A 17,556-nucleotide genomic window follows, 5' to 3' on the forward strand; every position below is an offset into this window, starting at 1 on the left:
GGCTTTGCTTCAATGCGCCAGGGGGCAGAACCCCATCTTCCAGATTCCAGCCCAGCCGCACAACCTCGCAGCAACGAAAGCCGGAGGTGCTGCCAACGCAACGGCCCCTCTACGTTTCATCCGCATGACAAGCCCCTGAAGGCACGGGCCGCGCCGCGAGATGGATGCCGGCGAGCATGCATCGCACCGAACCGCCTGCCAGCTCGATCGTCGACACGTCGAGCGGGAGGATCCGGGCATGTTTTTCCAGAGTCGCCACCTGCTCCGACCGTAGCGCCTCGAGCGCGCGGGCAGACAGGGCGAGGACGCGGCCCTTGCGCCCATCGAGCTCGATGGCGTTGCCGGCGAAATCCGCGATCTGTTCGTGAGTGAGATCGATCACGGTCCGCCCCGTCTGGGCCAGCCGCTCCGCGATCTCCGCTCGCCGGGCCGTGTTCTTCACTGTCGCCAGCCCGATCAGCGCGAAATCGGTGCCGATGCACATCAGCACATTGGTGTGGTAGATCGCCCGCCCCCCGGCGTCTGCGGCATCGAAGACCACCGGCTCGAAGTTGAAATGCGTGCAGAAGCGCTCCAGCGCGACCTCGTTGGTGCGGTTCGAGCGGGCGGCGTAGGCGACACGCTCGATATGGTCGAGCACCATCGCGCCCGTGCCTTCGAGGAAGACCCCGTCCGGCTCAAGCCCCGAATAGTCGATCACGTCCTGCACGCGATAGCGCCGCTTCAGCATCTCGATGATGTCAGGGCGCCGTTCCTTCCGCCGGCTCGGCGAGAACATCGGGTAGAGCGCAACATGGCCGCCGGCATGCGTCGAGAACCAGTTGTTCGGAAACACCGAATCCGGTGTCTCCTGCCCCTGATCTTCGAACAGATGCACTGTGACGCCGGCATCCTCCAGCATCGCGGCGGCCCGCGTCACCTCGCCCTTTGCCGAGGCCGCGATCTCATCGGCATTGCGACCAGCATCGGTCGCCTGGAACAGGTTGTCGCTCGCGGTCTCGCTGTTGGGCCCGAAATGATGCGGCCGGATCATCACCACGGCGCGCGGCGCCTGCACGGAGAGCTTCTGCATGATTGTCGCACCTCGATTGTCGGGAAGCCACGACCGGGCATGCTGCCAGCACCGCGGCGCCTGTCGCGCCTTGGCTGCGTTTCCAGGTCTTGCTGAACGAGATGAAGTTAGCCTCGACAAAATGCAGAGAGAATTTTTAACAATCTCGCCGACCGATCCAAAATATGGCAATCTGCACAGCCATATTGAGCAAAATACAATGCACATATTCGACGAGCTCGACCATAGGCTGATCGCCGCGCTGCGCGAAGACGGGCGCGCACCGGTCTCCAAGCTAGGCACGATCCTCGGCGTCTCGCGCGCGACCGTGCAGACCCGGCTCGACCGTCTGCTGGAATCGGGTGCAGTACTCGGCTTCACCGTGCGTGCCCGGCAGGATTACGACGACCGCACCATACGGGCGATCATGATGATCGAAGTGGCCGGGCGCTCGACCACTGCGGTGATCCGGCAATTGCGCGGTCTACCGGAACTGCATTCCCTTCACACGACCAACGGCGCCTGGGATCTGATCGCTGAGATCCGCGCGATGAGCCTCAGCGATTTCGACCGCGTGCTGCGCGAGGTTCGCAACATCGACGGCATCCTCAACAGCGAAACGAGTCTGCTGCTCTCCTCCGTATGAGTCCCCTCCGCAGCCGCGGCGATTGGCGGAGCCCCTCCGACCGTCAGCTGGCGGCAGCCATGGCAAGATCGGGTGGCGCCCGGAGCCCTGTTCCCGCGCCGATCCCGAACACAGCCTGGTGCACCTGGTCGATCGCCCCCGCAATCGCGCCGATCAGCGTGGCGCGCCCACCCAGTCTGCTGCTCTCGATCCGGACCGGCTCGGCCATGCAGCGCCCGAGATGGGCAGCGATGCAGCGAACCAGCTCCGGCCGCGCCCCGACATTGCCGCCCATCACCACGACCTCCGGATCGATGATGCTGTGAATGGCGAGGATCGCCGTGGCGACGATCCGCGCAACCTCATCCATGACCGCACGACCAGCCGCGTCCTCGTCGAGCCGATCGAAGATCTCCCGCACCGTCAGCTTGTCGCTTCCGCCGAGCGCGACGTAACGACCGAGCATCGCCGCACTGCCGACCGCCATCTCCAGCGTGCCGACGCGATGGCCGCGCGCATCGTAAGGGTCGCCCCCGAGCGGGAGGTAGGAGATTTCGCCGGCCGCGCCGCGAGCACCCCGCAACAAGCGGCCATCAGCAAAGATCCCGAGCCCGATTCCGGTGCCGAGCGCGACGAAGGCGAAGCTGCGCGCGTCCTTGCTGCCGCCGCACCAATGCTCCCCGACGGCCGCCAGGTTGACGTCGTTCTCGATGGCGACGTCGATCCCAAGCCGGGCCCGCAGGGCCGCGCGGACGTCGAACGTGTCCAGCCCTGGAACATTGGGCGCGATCATGATGGCGCCGGAGCGCGGATCGACGATGCCGGGGCTCCCCATCACGGCGCTGCGGACGCGGTCTCGCGCAATGCCGACCTTTTCAACGAGCGTATCGGCAAGGCGCCCAATCTGCTCGATGACGGCAGCGCCGCCGGCATGCTGGGTCGGTTCGACGATCTCCGCCACGATTTGCCCGTGCAGATCAGCGAGCGCCAGATGCAGCTTGGTGCCGCCGAGATCGATGCCGAGCACGAAAGCCGCGTCGGGACGGATCGCATAGGTCACGGCGCTGCGGCCGACCGCGCCCTGGACCTGCCCTTCCTCGCGCACCCAGCCGCCGCGCTCCAGCTCCCGCATCACCTCGGAGATCGTCTGCTTGGAGAGACCGGTGCCGCGTGCAATCTCCGCCCGCGAGATCGGGCCGCCGCGCAGCACCTGTTCGATCACCAGCCGTGTCGAGGCCTGCCGGGCGATCATCGCAGGAGCACGGTCTAGGGTCATGAGGCATCCGGGTAAGTTTGTCTGTATCCAGAACTAATTGACCCGCAATCGCAGCGTCAAGAGACAGGCACAGCCTTGAAAACTGCGATTTCCCGCCTCGCGCCGGATGCAGGTCGAATATTCCTGATGGGTTTGTTCGGCAGATTTACAAACCAGACCCGACATGCTTGCTTAAGCGTAATGCGGACAAACCGCCAAGAGGAAGGGGAACCTCATGAGGAGAATTCGCAAGACTCTGCTGGCCGCAACCGTGGCGGCCCTCGCCTTCGGCAGCGCGCAGGCCGCGACATTGCGCGTGGGCGTGCAGGAGGATCCGGACGCGCTCGACCCGGCTCTGGGTGGCACCTATGGAGGCCGCTTCGTCTTCGCCTCCCTTTGCGACAAGTTGGTCGACATCGCCCCCGACCTGAAGATCGTCCCGCAGCTCGCCGAAAGCTGGGAATGGGCGCCGGATGGGAAGGCGATCACCTTTACCCTGCGCAAGGGCGTGAAGTTTCATGACGGCACGGCGTTCGATGCCGAAGCGGTCAAGTTCAACATCGAGCGCATGCAGACCCTACCCGACTCCAAGCGCAAGGCGGAGCTCGCGCCGGTCAGCGGCGTGGAAGTAATCTCGGCCGACAAGGTCAAGCTCACGCTGTCCGAGCCGTTCGTGCCGCTGCTCGCCAACCTCAGTGACCGCGCCGGCATGATGGTTTCGCCGAAGGCGGCGAAGGAGAAAGGCGCCGATTTTGCCGCTGCCCCGGTCTGCGCCGGCCCGTACCAATTCGTGGAACGGAAGTCGCGCGATCTCATCCGCGTGAAGAAGTTCGCCGATTACTGGAATGCCGGCGCGATCGGCTATGACGAGGTGGTCTATTACTACATCGCCGATTCCACGGTCCGGCTTCAGCGTCTGCGCGCCGGCGATCTCGACCTGGCCGAGCGCATCGCGCCGATCGATCTGAAGACCGTGCGCGAGGACGGCAATCTCGCGCTGCATTCGGGCCAGGGCTTCGCAGTCTCGCATCTCATGGTCAACGTCGCCAACGGCCCCAAGGCCGACACCCCGCTCGGCAAGAGCGCGAAGCTGCGCCAGGCCTTCGAACTCTCGATCGACCGCAACATCATCAACAAGGTGGCGTTCAACGGCGAGTTCCTCGCCGACAACCAGATGGTCGCGCCATCCAGCCCGTTCTACGACGAGACGCACAAGGCACCGGCCCGTGACGTGACGCGGGCCAAGGCGCTGATCGCCGAGGCTGGAATGACGCGCGTTCCCGTCGAGCTCACCTTCGGCAACACCGCGGCGGATGCGCGCGTCGCCCAGATCGTGCAGTCGATGGCGAGCGAGGCCGGCTTCGACGTCAAGCTGCTGCCGCTCGAGAACGCTTCCGCCACGGAGCGCTATCTCAACGGCAATTTCGAGATGTATATCGGCAACTGGAGCGGGCGCCCCGATCCGGACGCGACACTTGTGGTGTTCTTCGGCTGCGAAGGGTCGCAGAACGTCAACAAGTACTGCAACAAGGAGCTCGACGGTCTGTTGACCGAGGCGCGCGGCGCCGCCGACAACGCCAAGCGCAAAGCCCTCTACACCAAGGCAACCGCGATCCTGGTCAGCGAACTGCCGACGATCCCGCTCTATCATCCCAACTGGTTCTTCGCCGCACGCAAGGGCGTGGACGGGGTCGTGATGGTCCCGGACGGGCTGTTGCGCCTGACCGGCATGAAGCCCGGCAAATGAAAGAGCGTCCCTGCGCACGCGGTCCGAAGGCCCGCGTGCGGGACTGGTGGGGGCCGCCCCTGCCATGATGAGCCTGCTGCTGCGGCGCCTCGGCGTCATGCTGCCGACCTTGCTGCTGGTCTCGATGCTCGTCTTCGGGCTGCAGAAGCTCCTGCCCGGCGACCCTGCAATCGCGCTCGCCGGCGAGGAGCGCGACCCGGCGGTCATCACCTATCTGCGCGAGAAATATCGCCTCAACGACCCCGTGCCCGTGCAGTATGCAGCCTGGCTCGGCGGCGTCGTGACCGGGGATTTCGGCACGTCCATCCGCACCCGGCTGCCGATCGGCGCGATGCTTCTGGAGAAGCTGCCGGTCACGATCGAGCTTGCGGTGCTCTCGATGCTCGTCGCCGTCCTGATCGGGCTGCCGATCGGCATCGTCGCGGCGCTGAAGCGCGGCTCCGTGCTTGATTATGGCTCCAGCCTGTTCGGCCTTGCCGGACTTTCGATCCCGCATTTCTGGCTCGGCATCATGCTGATCCTGCTCTTCTCGGTGAATCTCGGCTGGCTGCCGGCAGGAGGCTATGTCGCGCCGTCGGAAGATCTGTGGGGCAATCTCAAGTCCATGCTGATGCCGGCGCTGGTGCTCGGCAGCGGCACAGCGGCCATCCTGATGCGCCATACACGCAGCGCCATGATCCAGGTCATGAAGCAGGATTATGTCCGCACGGCCCGGGCCAAGGGCACGCTGGAGCGCGGCATCGTGCTGCGGCACGCGCTGCCCAACGCCCTCATCCCGGTGGTGACCCTCGGCACGCTGCAATTCGGCGAACTGCTCGCCGGCGCCGTGCTCACCGAGCAGGTCTTCTCGATTCCGGGCTTCGGCAAGATGATCGTCGATGGGGTCTTCAGCCGCGACTATGCCGTGGTGCAGGCCGTCGTGCTCTGCACCGCCGCCTTTTTCCTACTGATGAGCTTCCTTGCCGATCTCACCTACATGCTCCTCAACCCGAAGCTGAGGGGCTGAGGATGGCGGGCTCGACCGAGACCGCGGCAGCGGCTCCGCCCCGGCATCCGGCAGGATTGTTGCGCGTGCTGCGCGAGCCCTCGACGTTGATCGGCGCGGCGATCGTGCTGTTCTTCATCGCTGTCGCCGTGTTCGCGCCTGCGCTGGCCCTCTACGATCCCAACGCCCCGGACTGGATGGCGATCCGCGCGGCGCCGACCCCGGCGCACTGGTTCGGCACCGACGATCTCGGGCGCGACGTGCTCTCGCGGGTGATCTACGGTGCGCGGACCTCGCTCGCCGCCGGCATCATTTCGGTCGTCATCGCGGTCCTCTTCGGCGTGCCGCTGGGCATGATCGCCGGCTATTTCGGCGGTGTAACCGACATGGTGATCGCGCGGCTGGCGGACGCCTTCCTCGCCTGCCCCTTCCTGGTGCTGGCCATCGCGCTCGCCGCCTTCCTCGGACCGAGCCTCGAGAATGCGATGATCGCGATCGGCGTCTCGGCAATGCCGATCTTCGTGCGCCTGGCACGAGCGGAGACACTGGTCGTCTGCACCGAGGACTACATCACGGCTGCCCGCTCGCTCGGCATAAGTCATGCCGCAATGCTCTACCGGCAGATCAGACCCAACATCATGCCGCCGATCGTGGTACAGGCGACGCTGACCATGGCAACGGCCGTGCTCGCCGAGGCCGGGCTCGCCTTCCTCGGGCTGGGGCAACTCCCGCCTGCCCCCTCCTGGGGCAGCATGCTCGACATCGCACGCCAGTTTCTCGGAGAGGCGCCGTGGATGGCATTATGGCCGGGCCTGGCGATCGTCGCGGTGGTCGTCGGTTTCAACCTGCTCGGCGACGGGCTGAACGACGCGCTGACCCCACAGGATTGACGGCCTCCTGCTCCCATCCAAATGAAGGACGCCCCAGAGCATGCGCCGCCTTAGGCTGAGCCTGCCATCCGGTTCCTTCCATTGACGGGTGCGCAGGCTGCCGGCGCTGAAGTCGCCCCCCGACCCCGAGCGCCGGCAGCCGACCCGGCAGAGCCCGTCAATCGCTTCAAAACCCATCGCTGGCCAAGGCAAGCGGCCCGGCTGCGCCTTCAGTCCGCCGCGCAGTTCGGCGATAATGGGGCCAGATCACGATAGCCAGCTGTTCCCGCTTGGCGAACAGCCCGTTCCGGAATCGTAACCTACCATCTCAAGCCAGCGCCTCGATATTTGGCAGGAGAAACCAGAAAGGGACGATCATGGCTCTTCAACTCAGCGGTATCCATCATCTGACGGCCATCACCGCCGATGCGCCCGGCAACAAGCGCTTCTACACCGACACGCTCGGCCTGCGCCTCGTCAAGAAGACCGTCAACCAGGACGACACCTCGGCCTATCACCTGTTCTACGCAGACGGACAGGCAAGCCCGGGCACGGACATCACCTTCTTCGACTGGCCGGCGGCACCGGAACGGCGCGGCACGCATTCGATCTCGCGCACCGCATTGCGCGTCGCGGGCGAGAACAGCCTGAACTGGTGGCACGAGCGCCTTTCGGCCGACGGCTACGCCAAGAGCGACGTGGCGCTGCTGGACGGCAGGGCATCCTTCGACGCCGAAGATCCGGAAGGCCAGCGCCTGCGCTTCGTCAATGACGGCGGCTCCGGTGAAGCTCACGCCTGGTCGGGCAGTCCCGTTCCGGCCGAGCACCAGATCCGCGGGCTCGGCCCGATCACGATCAGCGTGCCCGATCTCGGCCCGACCGAGGCCGTGCTGACGCAGATCATGAACATGCGCCGCGAACGCAGCTACGCTTCGCCCGACGGCGCCGGCGAGGTGCATGTCTTCACGATGGGCGAAGGGGGCCCGGCCGCGGAGCTGCATGTCGCGGTCCAGCCCGGCCTGCCCATTGCGCGGCAAGGTGCGGGTGGCGTCCACCACGTCGCCTTCCGGACTCCCGATATCGAGGGCATGCACGCGTGGTCGCGCCGCCTGGCCGAAAACCGGATTCCCTCCAGCGGAGAGGTCGAGCGCTACTATTTCCGTTCGCTCTATTTCCGCGAGCCGGGCGGCAACCTGTTCGAGATCGCGACCGATGGTCCCGGTTTCGCGGTCGACGAGCCGCTCGAGACACTCGGCGAGCGGCTGGCGCTGCCGCCCTTCCTCGAGCCGCAGCGGGCGCGGATCGAGGCCGGTCTCAAGCCGCTTGCCTGATCACCGCGCGTCCCGAGCGGGCGCGCGCCATACCCCGCCCAGGAACGTGTGAGCCCCGCGATCACGCTCCTGGGCCTTGGCCGCCTAACGGCTGTCCCGATCGAGGCGCGCATAGTCCGCCGCAAGGAAATCGAGCAACGCACGCACCGAAGGCAGCAGACCCCGACGCGAGGGAAAGACGGCATGGATGATGCCGGCGCGCGGCTCCCAATCCGGTAGCACCTCGACCAATCGCCCCGCCCTGACGTCGTCGATCACCACCATTGTCGGCATCTGCGCGATGCCGACGCCCTCCAGCGCGGCGTGGCGCAGGGCGACCATGTCCTCCGTGACGAAGCGGGGCTGGTGACGGACCACGGCCTCGGCGCCGTCAGGCCCTTTCAACCGCCATTCGTGGCTCTGATGCGGGCCGCCCCATGACAGGCTCGGCAGCGTGCCGGCATCGGCCGGGACCAGCGGCCGGCCGATGCCCTCCAGCACCCGCGGTGCCGCGACCAGCCGCTGCGTGCTTTCCGCCAGCACCTTCATCACCATCTCGCTTTCGTCGAGCGGCGGAAAGCGCACCCTGATCGCCATGTCGAAGCCCTCGCGGATCACGTCGACACGCCGGTTCGTGCTCTCCAACTGCACCTCGACCTTGGGATGAGCGGCGAGGAAGCGGGCGATCATCGCGCCAACCTGGAAATAGAGCACCGCCGACGGACAGGCGACGCGGACCACACCCTGCGGTGCGGCCCGGGTGCGATCGATCGCCTCCTGCGCCGCCTCGGCCTCGACCAGCATCGCCACGCAGTGACGGTAATACTCCCGGCCTACCTCAGTCACGGCGAAGCGCCGCGTCGAGCGCTGCACCAGCCGCACTCCCAATCGCTCTTCCAGCAGCGCCAGGCGCCGGCTCAATCGCGAGCGCGGCATGCCGAGGACGCGGGCGGCCGCAGCGAAGCCCTGATGCTCCACCACCTGCGCGAAGAAGTAGAGATCGTTGAGGTCCTGCATCGTCGCAATTGTCCTACAGATAGGACAGTGCGTCGCAAATCAGACGGCTACTGCCTATTCTGTCCTGACCATAATCTCCCCGACAACAGAGCGCCACAGCAGCGCCCGCCAAGGAGACAAGTCCATGAGACAGGTTCCCGGCATCTTCGGCAGCTCAGAGACGCATTGGGTCGGCGACGGCTTTCCGGTGCGTTCGATGTTCTCGCATGCAGCCCAGGGCGACCATGTGAGTCCCTTCCTGCTGCTCGACTATGCCGGGCCGGCCGCGTTCTCTCCCGCGGAGCACCCGCGCGGCGTCGGCGTCCACCCCCATCGCGGCTTCGCGACCGTCACCATCGTCTATCAGGGCGAGGTCGAGCATCGCGACTCGACCGGCGAAGGCGGCCTGATCGGCCCCGGCGACGTGCAGTGGATGACCGCCGCTTCCGGCATCCTGCACGAGGAATTCCATTCGCAGGCCTTCACCCGCAAGGGCGGCACGCTCGAGATGGTGCAGCTCTGGGTGAACCTGCCGGCGAAGGACAAGGGGGTTGAGCCCGGCTACCAAACGCTGCTCGACAAGGACATCCCGACCGTCGAGCTGCCCGGCGATGCCGGTACGTTGCGTGTCATCGCCGGCGACTACAAGGGCCAAGCCGGCCTGGCCCGAACCTTCACCCCGATCGACATCTGGGATCTTCGCCTCAACCGCGGTGGAACGACCTCGCTGACCCTGCCGGAGGGGCACATGCTCGGCATCGCCGTGCTGCGTGGCCATGTCCTGATCAATGGCGCCGACAAGGTCCGCGAGGCCCAGTTCGTGCTGCTCGACCGCGAAGGCGGCGCCGTCACGATCGAAGGCGAGACCGACGCGACGCTGCTGGTCCTCAGCGGCGAGCCCATCGACGAGCCAGTCGCGATGCATGGCCCCTTCGTCATGAACACAACGGAAGAGATCCATCAGGCCATGGCCGATTTCCAGAGCGGCCGCTTCGGCAAGATCCCGCCCAGCAAGATCCCGGCCTGATCGCCGGCAACGGCGCCGTCCGCCGCCGCGATGCCGGACATCTGCAAGCAAGGAGATGACGCCATGACGACCTCAGGCAATCCCGCCAACTTCAACGGCCAGCGGCCCATCATCGACCCGGACGATGCGGTCATGCTGCTGATCGACCACCAGAGCGGCCTGTTCCAGACCGTCGCCGACATGCCGATGCCAGTGCTGCGCAACCATGCCACCGCGCTCGCCAGGATGGCGACGCTGAGCAAGATGCCGGTGATCACCACCGCCTCGGTGCCGCAGGGGCCGAACGGCCCGCTGATCCCGGAAATCCATGAGAACGCGCCGCATGCCAAGTACGTCGCCCGCAAGGGCGAGATCAATGCCTGGGACAACCCCGACTTTGTCGCCGCGGTGAAGGCGACCGGGCGCAAGACCCTGATCATCGCCGGTACCATCACCTCGGTCTGCATGGCCTTCCCTGCGATCGCCGCCGCCCATGAAGGTTACAAGGTGTTCGCCGTGGTCGACGCTTCCGGCACCTATTCGAAGATGGCGCAGGAGATCACGCTCGCCCGCATCGTCCAGGCCGGCGTCGTGCCTATGGACACAGCCGCCGTTGCCTCCGAATTGCAGAAGACCTGGCATCGCGAGGACGCGCAAGCATGGGCCGAGGTCTATACGAAGATCTTCCCGCCCTATCAGCTGCTGATCGAGAGCTACCTGAAGGCACAACAGGTCCAGAAGGACCAGGAACAGCTCGACTCCCAACGCAGCTGACGCACAATCTCACTGTGGCACCGCCGGGGCGCAAGCGCCGGCGGATCACGCCCCGCGCAGAGTCTTTTTCAGAAAGGACAGCGACATGACGAAGGTACTCGTCCTCTATTACTCCAGCTACGGCCATATCGAGACAATGGCGCAGGTCGTCGCCGAAGGCGTGCGCGAGGCCGGCGCCCAAGCGGTCATCAAGCGGGTGCCCGAGCTCGTGCCCGAGGAAATCGCCCGCAAGTCCGGCTTCAAGCTCGACCAGACGGCGCCCATCGCGACCGTCGACGAACTGCCGGATTACGACGCGATCATCATCGGCGTGCCGACCCGTTTTGGTAACATGCCGGCGCAGATGAAGAACTTCCTCGATCAGACCGGCGGTCTCTGGGCCCAGGGCAAGCTCGTCGGCAAGGTCGGCAGCGTCTTCACTTCGACCGCGACACAGCACGGCGGCCAGGAAAGCACGATCCTCTCGACCCAGATCGTGCTGCTGCATCAGGGCATGGTCATCGTCGGCCTGCCTTACAGCTTCCAGGGCCAGATGACGCTGGCGGAGATCACGGGCGGGTCGCCCTACGGCGCCAGCACGATCGCGGCCGGGGACGGCTCGCGCCAACCCTCGCAGAATGAGCTCGCGGGCGCCCGCTATCAGGGCCGGCATGTGGCGCAGATCGCGAGCAAACTCGCCGCCAAGTGAGCGGCTTGGGCGGGCCCACCGGCCCGCCTTTTCTTTGCCAAGGCTCCGGCGCTCAAAGCCCCTCATGGTCATGAAGAGCGGCCATGATCTCCGCCCTCAGCCAGGCAACCGACGGATGGGCTCCCATCGTCCGATGCGAGAGCATCGAGATCTGCAATGGTGGGCTGGCATAGGGCGGGTCGCGGAACGCCAGCACTTGATGCTGCTCCGCGAGGTGCTTCGGCACGAAGGCGATCATGTCCGTCGATGCGACCAGGGGAGGAACCGCTAGGATGTGCGAGGCGGTCGCTCCCACCGTCCTGGTCAGCCCGGCCTCCAGTAGCAGAGCATCGAGCTGCAGCGGATTGCTGCTGACATAAGCACGCTCCAGCCCCTCCTGATCGATAGTCCCGCCGGCCGTCATCGCCCCCTGCCCCGCGATCAGGATGTCGAGATGCGGATAGCGGGCCAATGCCGTGAGATCGAAGGCGCCGTCGGTCGCCGGATGCCCCGCTCGCATGATCCACACGTTCGGACCGCTCACCAATGGCTCCATGGCGAAGCGCGAGGGCGCGCGCCCGAAGGCACCAATGACCAGATGGAGCGTGCCGCGATCGAGCCCTTCGACAAGGTTGAGATCGTTGAATGGCCGTAACCAGAACCGCACCCTCGGTGCAACCTGCTGCAAACGACGCAGGAGCGGCGGCATCAGCGTGCCGATGACATAGTCCGATGTCGCGATGACAAACTGTGCTTCCGCTGTCGCCGGATCGAAGCGCGGCCCTTGGAAGGCGGCCTCGATCTGATGGAGAGCCTCCCGAAGCGGAGAGGACAGCTCCATCGCCCTCGGCGTCGGATGCATGCGATCCGGACCACGGATGAACAACTCGTCATCGAGCTGACGGCGCAGCTTGTTCAAGGCATGGCTCACCGCCGACTGCGTCAACCCTAGTCGCGCCGCCGCGCGAGAGACGCCCTGTTCTTCCATGACGGCATCGAAGATGCGGATGAGATTGAGGTCGGCGTTATGAATAGAGCTCATTTTTCAAATGGTATCAGTTCATTTCAATCATAACCATACAGCTCCTACATCTGGTTCTGCAATCAGCCGCGACAGATAGGCCAAGGGCCTTCGCGGCTGACGCGGAGCCAACATCATGAGCGCAGCCATCGCACGCCTCGCCCCGGCAGAGGGACAACCGAAGATCACCACCAACCCCGCGCCGGCGCAGAGGCGAAAGCCGCGCCGGGCGCTGATCAATCTCGCCCGCGCCTCGGTGCTCGTCGGCGGCGTCGGCCTTGCGATCGTCATCCCTCTTGGCTGGGGGCATTGGGTTGCGGGCATGACCGACCAGACGACCGACAATGCCTATGTTCGCGCCGATACGACGCCGATCAGCACGCAGGTCAATGGCCGGATCAAGCGGCTCGCAGTCGCGGATTTCCAGACGGTCAAGGCGGGAGACCCGCTATTCGAGATCGACGATGCGGAATACGTCGCCCGCGTTTCTCAGGCCGAGGCTGGAGTTGCAGCCGCCGAGGCCGCCCTGCGCAACCTCGAAAGCCGGATCGAGCTTCAGCGGCTCACGATCACGCAGGCGGAATCCGGCATCGCCGCGATCCTCGCCGACCGTGATCGCGCCTCGCAGGAACGCGGGCGGCAGGAGGCGCTGACCCGCGACGGCTGGACCACAGCCCAGCGCCTCGAGCTCGCCGTCGCCGATACGAAGCGCTTCGATGCCCGTCTGCGCGAGAAGGAGGCCGAAGTGGCGGTCCAGCGCCAGCAGCTCGAGGTGCTCAGCACGCAGGAGCAACAGGCCAGGGCTGAGCAGGAGGGCCGTCGCGCCGCCCTCGACCTCGCCCGGATCGAGCTGGGCAACACCCGGATTGTCGCGCCGGTTGCTGGTGCGGTCAGCGCCAGTGCGGCTCGTGAAGGACAATATGTCAGAACGGGCACGCAGCTGATCTCAGTCGTGCCGCTGCAGCAGGTCCATGTGATCGCCAACTACAAGGAGACCCAGCTCTCGCGTGTCCGCCCCGGGCAACTGGTGAGCCTCAAGATCGACACCTTCCCTGGGCTCGAGCTCAAGGGTCGAGTCGAGCGTCTTTCGCCGGCGAGCGGTGCGGAATTCAGTCTGCTGCCGGCCGACAATGCGACCGGCAACTTCACCAAGGTCGCCCAGCGTATCGCCGTCCGCATTGCGCTCGATCCGGCGCCGGAGCTGCAGGGCCTGCTACGCCCGGGAATGTCGGTGGTCACGACCATCCACACCGACCGGCAGGCCACGGACGCGGCCGCGCACTGAGCCATTCTTTCGGGGAGAACGTCCATGGCCTCCACCGCCCACCCGGCAGCGCCAGCCAGGCCGACCCCGGCGGCGCCGAGCCTGCGTGCGATCGTCGGCGTCGCCGCCGTGCTGCTCGGCACCTTCACCTCGCTGATCAACGCGCGCCTGACCGATATCGGCCTCGGCGACATCCGCGGCGCGCTCGGCATCGGCGCTGACGAAGGCTCCTGGATCGTCACGGCCTATATCGCCGCCGAGGTGGCTGCAATCCCGGCAGGGGTCTGGCTGCGCGGCATCCTCTCGCCCGCCCGCGGCGTACTGCTCGGCTCGCTCCTGTTCACACTATTCTCGCTTGCCGCACCGTTCAGCCCGTCATTGCCGACGCTGCTGACGATCCAGGCCCTGCGCGGGCTGAGCGCTGGCGTGCTGATCCCGATGGCCTATGCCGTCGTGATGCGGCATCTGCCCCAGCATCTGCGTCTCTACGGCCTGTCCCTCTATGCCTTGATCTCGGCCTTCACGCCGTCGCTCTCCGTCTTCATCGAAGCCTGGGTGCTAGAGCGCTTCAGCTGGCAGTACCTGTTCTGGCTCAACGTGCTGCCCGGCGTGTTGACGCTGTTCGCAGGCGCCTACGGGCTGACGCGCGATCCGATCAAGTACATGCGCTTTCGCCGCCCCGACAGCTTCAGCATCGTCGCCCTGTCGCTCGGGCTGGCGGCGCTGGTGACGGCGCTCGACCAGGGCAACCGGCTCGACTGGTTCGCCTCGGGACTGATCGCTGGGCTTTCCGCCTCGGCCATCCTCCTGCTGGGCGGCGCGCTGGTGCATGCCCTGCTGCATCACGACCCGCTGGTCGATCCACGCCTGCTCTGGCGGCGCAACACCGGTCTCGGCCTGTTCATGATGTTCCTGACACGGATCGCGGCGATGTCGTCGGCCCTCGTGCTGCCGCAGTATCTCGCCCGCATCCAGGGCTTCCGCGCCTTGGAGAGCGGCAGCGTCTTCCTCGCCTCGGCCCTGCCGCAACTGGTGCTGATGCCGCTCGTCGCATGGCTCTGCTACCGCATCGACCCGCGCCATCTGATGGCGTTCGGCGCGGCGCTCACCGGTGCCGGGCTGCTGGCGATGACGGGGCTCACGCATGAATGGAGCGGCAACGAATTCCTGCTGCCGCTGGCCCTGCAATCGAGCGCCGCGCCTTTCGTCGCGATCCCGACGATGGTCTTGATCACGGAGGATATTGCGATCCGCGAGATCCCGTGGATCGCTTCGCTGGTCCACATCGTCCGGACCGTCGGCTCGGCCGTTGGCGTCGCCGCGGTCGGCACGTTCGTGCGGGTCCAGGAGCAGGTGAATTCGAACCTGCTGGGCCTCCATGTCACAGCGACGAGCGGGCCGGCCGGGCAGCGCATCGAGGCCTTGTCGCAGGCCTTGGCCTCGCATCTTCCCGATGCCGCCGCCGCGAAGGCCGCGACCGCGTTCGTCGCCCGTCTCGTCCAGCGCGAAGCCTTCGTCCTGGCCTATCGCGACGCCTTCCTGCTGCTAGGCAGCATGATGCTGGCGGCAGCCCTGATCAGCCTCCTCTTCCGCAGGACGCCCCTGCCCGGAAAGCTGCTGTAGATCGTTTCAAAGGAGCTTCTCATGTCACCCGAAACGCCATGCCCCAACGAATACTCCACCTTCTCGGTCATCGTGCGTAAAACTGCTATTTCGGCAGGTCTGGTTCTTCTCGCCGGGGGCTTCGTGTTCAGCGGCGTCAGCAAACTGTTCGATTTCTCGGCCGCGACAGCGGAGATGGCGCATCACGGCCTGCCCTTTCCCGCCTTGATGGCAGCGGCCGTCATCGTCACCCAGCTCGGCGGCTCAGCCCTGCTGATCTGGCCGCGGACGAGCTGGATCGGCGCCGGCTTGCTGGCCGGTTTCACCGCGATGGCGACCCTGATCGCTCATGCGCCGTGGAGCGATGCCGGCCCGATCGTGCTGCCACAAAGCGTGGTCTTCCTGCAGAATGCCGGGATTCTCGGGGGGCTGCTGCTCGCGCTGGCCTTCGGTGCGAGAGGCTCGATCGCGAGGCTGATCGAGCGCTTCCGCACTTGATCGTGCGAGAACCGGATTCGGTTCCATCAGACAAGGGCCGTGCGGTACCGCCCCCTTTTTTCACTCAGCTTGGTCTGGCGGCAGGCTGATGGCGTCGAGGTCGAGGCGGCTGCGGCTCACCAGGACGGAATCCTCGTCCGCGTAGACCCAGTCTCCCGGCTGGAAACGCACGGAGCCGAACTCCACCGGCACACCGCTGAGGCCCGCGGCTGCATGCGCGCCGCGGCGTGCCGTTGCCCCCAGGGCTTTCACACCGATGTCGAGTTTGGTCAGGCCTGCCGTGTCGCGGACCACGCCGTTGATCACCACGCCGGCCCAGTGGTTGGCGATGGCGATCTCGGCGAGCCTGTCGCCGAGGACGCCGATCCGCTTCGAGCCTCCGGCGTCGACCACGAGCACTCTGCCTTGCCCTTCGTTGCTCAATTCCTTCAGCAGTGGAGAATGATCCTCGAACGTTTTGAGGCAAACACATGGGCCGTAGAAGCGGTGGCGCTGGCCATAGGAATTGAACTGCAACTCGCAGACCTCAACCGCTTCCGGATAGGTATCATAGATGTCTGCCGTGCCGATCAGCATCGGGGCCTCGTTTGACGAAAGACTGAAACGAGCACGCGCGACGGTACTTAGCTCGCACGCGCGTGCAGATCGCGTGATCCCGAAATCGGCTCTAGCGTGCCGGATAGCGCAGCGGGGCCGCAGCCTTCTCCGCCGGCCAAACGACTTCGAAGCCGTCATTCGCCTGATATTGGACGGCGATCATGGTCTTCTCGGTGATGAGCTGATGGAGGCCGCCGAGATCGGACGGCTCGTATTTCACCTTGCCGTAAGGCGTGGAGAATTCGCTGCCAGCGAGCTTGGCGATGATGGCGTCGCGATCCCATTTGCCCGCCGCCTTGGCGGCATCGATCAGCGTCTGCATTGCGGCATAGCCCTGCACCGCCGTCGACACCACCTCTCCGCCGCGCGCCGCATCGGCCTTCCTGACCCATTCGGCGAGCCCCGGGGTCTTCTGCTTCGACGACCAGAGGTCGAGCACCACCACGCCGTCGCCCGCTGCGCCATAGTCGGAACGCTTTTCGCCGGCGCCCTGGGTCACGAGCAGTTTCGGCTTGATAGCGAGTTGCTGGGCCTGGCGCGCGATCTGCAGATTGTCGCCGGAATAGCCGATGACGAAGAGAACATCGGGGTCGAGCGCCTTCACCCGGTTGAGGATCGGCGAGAAGTCGGGCGACCCCGCCCGGAAGGGCTCGTTCATGACAACGTCGAGCCCGGCCTCCTTGGCGAATTTCTGGGTGAATTTCGAGCCGTCGGTGCCGTAGAGCTTATCCTCATAGGCGATGGCGACGGTCTTGAGGCCGGGCACGCTCTTGAAGAAGTTCACGGCTGCCTTCTGGCGATGATAGTCCCAGATATAGACATGGAAGTACCAGGGATTCTTGCCGAAGCTCTCCTCCAGCCGAACGGACGACGAGCCCGGATGGATGAAGATGGTGTTGTAGCGCTGGATCGCACTCAGCAAGGCGAAATCCGAGGTGCTGCCGAAGCCGCCGACCACGGCATCGACCTTGTCCTGTCCGCCCAGCTTGGCGGCAACGGTCGCGGAGGTGTTCGACTCACCCTTGGTATCCTCGACGATAAGCTCGAGCTTGCGGCCGAGCAGCCCGCCCTGCGCATTCACCTCGCCGGCCGCATATTGAATGCCCCAGAGGAGCTGGGTTCCGGCACCGGCCAACCCACCGGTCAGCGGCAGCGGCACGCCGATCCGGATCGGCGGCTCGCCTTGCGCCTTGGCCGGCAATGCTGCAGCCAGCACGATCCCGGCTGCCATCGCAAGCTTCTTGATGGAACTCCGCATCATCGGTCCTCCCCTATGTTATTGGCTTCAA

At 65.7% G+C, this 17,556-nt stretch carries 17 protein-coding genes; 11 read left to right on the plus strand and 6 right to left on the minus strand.

The genetic code is table 11. The annotated features are described in order from the left end of the window. Positions 1–109 precede the first annotated feature (109 nt). Entirely contained in the window at positions 110–1,072 is a 963-nt protein-coding gene (gene ctlX / locus CE453_RS17315) for a citrulline utilization hydrolase CtlX (RefSeq protein WP_089175710.1), read from the minus strand. A gap of 199 nt (positions 1,073–1,271) precedes the next feature. Here ctlX and CE453_RS17320 point away from each other — a divergent pair, with 199 nt between their 5' ends. Beyond that, on the plus strand, positions 1,272–1,697 hold the full coding sequence (locus CE453_RS17320) for an Lrp/AsnC family transcriptional regulator (protein WP_089175711.1): 426 nt from the start codon (positions 1,272–1,274) through the stop codon (positions 1,695–1,697). Positions 1,698–1,740: 43 nt separating this feature from the next. On the opposite strand, the gene CE453_RS17325 is transcribed toward CE453_RS17320, so the two are convergent. Continuing rightward, positions 1,741–2,952, minus strand: coding sequence for an ROK family transcriptional regulator (locus CE453_RS17325; protein WP_089175712.1), 1,212 nt, complete (start codon positions 2,950–2,952; stop codon positions 1,741–1,743). Between the two features lie 214 nt (positions 2,953–3,166). Between CE453_RS17325 and CE453_RS17330 the strand changes: the two genes are divergently transcribed. From CE453_RS17330 to CE453_RS17345, 4 genes are all read left to right on the plus strand, one after another. Further along, the gene (locus tag CE453_RS17330) at positions 3,167–4,678 is read left to right on the plus strand and encodes an ABC transporter substrate-binding protein (RefSeq protein WP_089175713.1); all 1,512 of its coding nucleotides are present in this window, start codon (positions 3,167–3,169) and stop codon (positions 4,676–4,678) included. A gap of 64 nt (positions 4,679–4,742) precedes the next feature. Continuing rightward, positions 4,743–5,684 carry an ABC transporter permease gene (locus tag CE453_RS17335; RefSeq protein ID WP_089175714.1) on the plus strand — a complete coding sequence of 314 codons (942 nt, stop codon included), beginning with the start codon at positions 4,743–4,745 and terminating at the stop codon, positions 5,682–5,684. A 2-nt stretch (positions 5,685–5,686) separates the two neighbouring features. Continuing rightward, the gene (locus CE453_RS17340) at positions 5,687–6,553 is read left to right on the plus strand and encodes an ABC transporter permease (protein ID WP_089175715.1); all 867 of its coding nucleotides are present in this window, start codon (positions 5,687–5,689) and stop codon (positions 6,551–6,553) included. A 356-nt stretch (positions 6,554–6,909) separates the two neighbouring features. Next, positions 6,910–7,863 carry a ring-cleaving dioxygenase gene (locus CE453_RS17345; protein WP_089175716.1) on the plus strand — a complete coding sequence of 318 codons (954 nt, stop codon included), beginning with the start codon at positions 6,910–6,912 and terminating at the stop codon, positions 7,861–7,863. An 84-nt stretch (positions 7,864–7,947) separates the two neighbouring features. On the opposite strand, the gene CE453_RS17350 is transcribed toward CE453_RS17345, so the two are convergent. Beyond that, entirely contained in the window at positions 7,948–8,859 is a 912-nt protein-coding gene (locus tag CE453_RS17350; RefSeq protein ID WP_089175717.1) for a LysR family transcriptional regulator, read from the minus strand. Between the two features lie 124 nt (positions 8,860–8,983). Here CE453_RS17350 and CE453_RS17355 point away from each other — a divergent pair, with 124 nt between their 5' ends. The 3 genes from CE453_RS17355 to wrbA all read left to right on the plus strand — a co-directional run bounded on the left by CE453_RS17355 (position 8,984) and on the right by wrbA (position 11,306). Continuing rightward, a complete protein-coding gene (locus CE453_RS17355; protein ID WP_089175718.1) occupies positions 8,984–9,865 on the plus strand; it encodes a pirin family protein in 882 nt (293 codons plus the stop codon). Positions 9,866–9,928: 63 nt separating this feature from the next. Then, a complete protein-coding gene (locus tag CE453_RS17360) occupies positions 9,929–10,618 on the plus strand; it encodes a hydrolase (RefSeq protein WP_089177970.1) in 690 nt (229 codons plus the stop codon). An 85-nt stretch (positions 10,619–10,703) separates the two neighbouring features. Next, the gene (gene wrbA / locus CE453_RS17365; RefSeq protein WP_089175719.1) at positions 10,704–11,306 is read left to right on the plus strand and encodes an NAD(P)H:quinone oxidoreductase; all 603 of its coding nucleotides are present in this window, start codon (positions 10,704–10,706) and stop codon (positions 11,304–11,306) included. Positions 11,307–11,358: 52 nt separating this feature from the next. On the opposite strand, the gene CE453_RS17370 is transcribed toward wrbA, so the two are convergent. Next, entirely contained in the window at positions 11,359–12,327 is a 969-nt protein-coding gene (locus CE453_RS17370) for a LysR family transcriptional regulator (RefSeq protein WP_089175720.1), read from the minus strand. 115 nt (positions 12,328–12,442) lie between these two features. Between CE453_RS17370 and CE453_RS17375 the strand changes: the two genes are divergently transcribed. The 3 genes from CE453_RS17375 to CE453_RS17385 are packed head-to-tail and all read left to right on the plus strand — an operon-like array spanning position 12,443 to position 15,670. After that, entirely contained in the window at positions 12,443–13,591 is a 1,149-nt protein-coding gene (locus CE453_RS17375; RefSeq protein ID WP_089175721.1) for an HlyD family secretion protein, read from the plus strand. Between the two features lie 24 nt (positions 13,592–13,615). After that, positions 13,616–15,193, plus strand: a complete 1,578-nt coding sequence (locus CE453_RS17380) for an MFS transporter (RefSeq protein WP_089175722.1) — start codon at positions 13,616–13,618, stop codon at positions 15,191–15,193. Positions 15,194–15,214: 21 nt separating this feature from the next. Further along, positions 15,215–15,670, plus strand: a complete 456-nt coding sequence (locus tag CE453_RS17385; RefSeq protein ID WP_089175723.1) for a DoxX family protein — start codon at positions 15,215–15,217, stop codon at positions 15,668–15,670. A 60-nt stretch (positions 15,671–15,730) separates the two neighbouring features. On the opposite strand, the gene rraA is transcribed toward CE453_RS17385, so the two are convergent. Together rraA and CE453_RS17395 are read right to left on the minus strand one after the other, a co-directional pair. Next, positions 15,731–16,246 (minus strand): ribonuclease E activity regulator RraA, encoded by a 516-nt coding sequence (gene rraA / locus CE453_RS17390; protein WP_089175724.1) that lies wholly within the window; start codon positions 16,244–16,246, stop codon positions 15,731–15,733. A gap of 91 nt (positions 16,247–16,337) precedes the next feature. After that, positions 16,338–17,528 carry an ABC transporter substrate-binding protein gene (locus CE453_RS17395; protein WP_089175725.1) on the minus strand — a complete coding sequence of 397 codons (1,191 nt, stop codon included), beginning with the start codon at positions 17,526–17,528 and terminating at the stop codon, positions 16,338–16,340. Between the last annotated feature and the right edge of the window lie 28 nt (positions 17,529–17,556).

This window comes from Bosea sp. AS-1, assembly GCF_002220095.1.
In the GTDB taxonomy this organism is placed as follows: domain Bacteria; phylum Pseudomonadota; class Alphaproteobacteria; order Rhizobiales; family Beijerinckiaceae; genus Allobosea.

Excerpts from the sequence above, each read along its gene's own strand:
- ctlX (WP_089175710.1), bottom strand. The coding sequence starts at position 1,072 with ATGCAGAAGCTCTCCGTGCAGGCGCCGCGCGCCGTGGTGATGATCCGG.
- CE453_RS17320 (WP_089175711.1), top strand. The coding sequence starts at position 1,272 with ATGCACATATTCGACGAGCTCGACCATAGGCTGATCGCCGCGCTGCGC.
- CE453_RS17325 (WP_089175712.1), bottom strand. The coding sequence starts at position 2,952 with ATGACCCTAGACCGTGCTCCTGCGATGATCGCCCGGCAGGCCTCGACA.
- CE453_RS17330 (WP_089175713.1), top strand. The coding sequence starts at position 3,167 with ATGAGGAGAATTCGCAAGACTCTGCTGGCCGCAACCGTGGCGGCCCTC.
- CE453_RS17335 (WP_089175714.1), top strand. The coding sequence starts at position 4,743 with ATGATGAGCCTGCTGCTGCGGCGCCTCGGCGTCATGCTGCCGACCTTG.
- CE453_RS17340 (WP_089175715.1), top strand. The coding sequence starts at position 5,687 with ATGGCGGGCTCGACCGAGACCGCGGCAGCGGCTCCGCCCCGGCATCCG.
- CE453_RS17345 (WP_089175716.1), top strand. The coding sequence starts at position 6,910 with ATGGCTCTTCAACTCAGCGGTATCCATCATCTGACGGCCATCACCGCC.
- CE453_RS17350 (WP_089175717.1), bottom strand. The coding sequence starts at position 8,859 with ATGCAGGACCTCAACGATCTCTACTTCTTCGCGCAGGTGGTGGAGCAT.
- CE453_RS17355 (WP_089175718.1), top strand. The coding sequence starts at position 8,984 with ATGAGACAGGTTCCCGGCATCTTCGGCAGCTCAGAGACGCATTGGGTC.
- CE453_RS17360 (WP_089177970.1), top strand. The coding sequence starts at position 9,929 with ATGACGACCTCAGGCAATCCCGCCAACTTCAACGGCCAGCGGCCCATC.
- wrbA (WP_089175719.1), top strand. The coding sequence starts at position 10,704 with ATGACGAAGGTACTCGTCCTCTATTACTCCAGCTACGGCCATATCGAG.
- CE453_RS17370 (WP_089175720.1), bottom strand. The coding sequence starts at position 12,327 with ATGAGCTCTATTCATAACGCCGACCTCAATCTCATCCGCATCTTCGAT.
- CE453_RS17375 (WP_089175721.1), top strand. The coding sequence starts at position 12,443 with ATGAGCGCAGCCATCGCACGCCTCGCCCCGGCAGAGGGACAACCGAAG.
- CE453_RS17380 (WP_089175722.1), top strand. The coding sequence starts at position 13,616 with ATGGCCTCCACCGCCCACCCGGCAGCGCCAGCCAGGCCGACCCCGGCG.
- CE453_RS17385 (WP_089175723.1), top strand. The coding sequence starts at position 15,215 with ATGTCACCCGAAACGCCATGCCCCAACGAATACTCCACCTTCTCGGTC.
- rraA (WP_089175724.1), bottom strand. The coding sequence starts at position 16,246 with ATGCTGATCGGCACGGCAGACATCTATGATACCTATCCGGAAGCGGTT.
- CE453_RS17395 (WP_089175725.1), bottom strand. The coding sequence starts at position 17,528 with ATGATGCGGAGTTCCATCAAGAAGCTTGCGATGGCAGCCGGGATCGTG.